Origin of the sequence: Actinomadura logoneensis (genome assembly GCF_003428695.1) — a bacterium.
Classification (GTDB): domain Bacteria; phylum Actinomycetota; class Actinomycetes; order Streptosporangiales; family Streptosporangiaceae; genus Spirillospora; species Spirillospora logoneensis.
This window is the reverse complement of the sequence record NZ_QURH01000455.1, coordinates 1-1040: the sequence shown is the minus strand read 5'-3', so window position 1 is coordinate 1040 and position 1040 is coordinate 1. Positions and strand designations below refer to the sequence as shown.

Annotated in this window: 2 protein-coding genes; one reads left to right on the top strand and one right to left on the bottom strand. The window is 77.9% G+C overall.

Annotated elements, in window-relative coordinates:
* A partial coding sequence (locus DZF91_RS23280; protein WP_199486824.1) for an ATP-binding protein occupies positions 1-429 on the top strand: 429 nt, incomplete at its 5' end.
* Positions 430-489: 60 nt separating this feature from the next.
* On the opposite strand, the gene DZF91_RS23275 is transcribed toward DZF91_RS23280, so the two are convergent.
* A partial coding sequence (locus tag DZF91_RS23275) for a hypothetical protein (protein ID WP_207661896.1) occupies positions 490-1040 on the bottom strand: 551 nt, incomplete at its 5' end.

The following is a 1040-nucleotide window of genomic DNA, read 5'->3' as shown; positions in this document are numbered from 1 at the left end:
GTGTGGACGCTCACCGCCGAACCCCGCGCCGCCGCCGACGCCCGCGCCCTGACGACCGGCCGGCTGCGCGACTGGGCCCGGCTCGGCCGCATCGCCGCCGAGCCCGGCGAGATCGACGACATCACCCTCATCGTCGACGAGCTGATCACCAACGCCGTCGTGCACGGCCGCGGCACCGTCCGGCTGCTGCTCACCCTCGACGGCGCGCCCACCGCGCCCGTCCTGCTCGGCGAGATCACCGACGACGACCCCGCGCTGCCGCCCGTGCCGCGCGGTCCCGTCCCCGAACCGCCCGTGCTGGACTGGTCCGAGGACGGCCGCGGACTGCTGCTGGTCACCGCCCTGGCCACCGACTACGGCACCCGGCCCCGCCCACCGGGCAAGACCGTCTGGTTCACCCGCGCGCTGAAACCCCACCCCGGCCCCTGACCCCGCCCCCGGGCCGGGCGGCGGGGGGAGCGGGCAAGATCGCGGACGCGAGCGCGGAGGTCAGGGGTGCAGGGGGCAGCGGTCCACCACCCACGCCTCCTCCTCGGCGTCCACACCGCCCGGCGGGGGAACGGACTCGTCGGTCAGCCGGTCCAGATGCCACTCCACATGCGCCAGCGGCCCCCGCCACCCCGCCAGCAGGTCCGCCACCGGACGCGCCGGGCCCGCACGCCCGAACCGCCGCGGCTCCGGCACCTCCCGCGCCCACACCACGTCGTCGCTGTCGGCGACCCAGCGCGCCAGGTCGTCCAGCACCTGCGACAGGTCCCGCGCGAGATCGGCCAGCGACCGCAGCGCCATCGCGTCCTGAACCATCGACTCCCACGCCTCGAACGACGCGACCCGCTCGAACCCCTCCGGATACTCCGGCGGACGCCCCGCCGGCGCGGGCGGCTCACCGGTCACCGCCGACCGCACCGCCGCCACCTGCCAGCGCGTCCACTCCGCCAGATGCCCCAGCACCGCACGCAACGCCCCCGCGTTCGACGCCCCGCCGTCGGCCCCTCCGTCCGCGCGGCGGCTCCCGCGGGCGCCCCGCCCGGCGCGTCCCG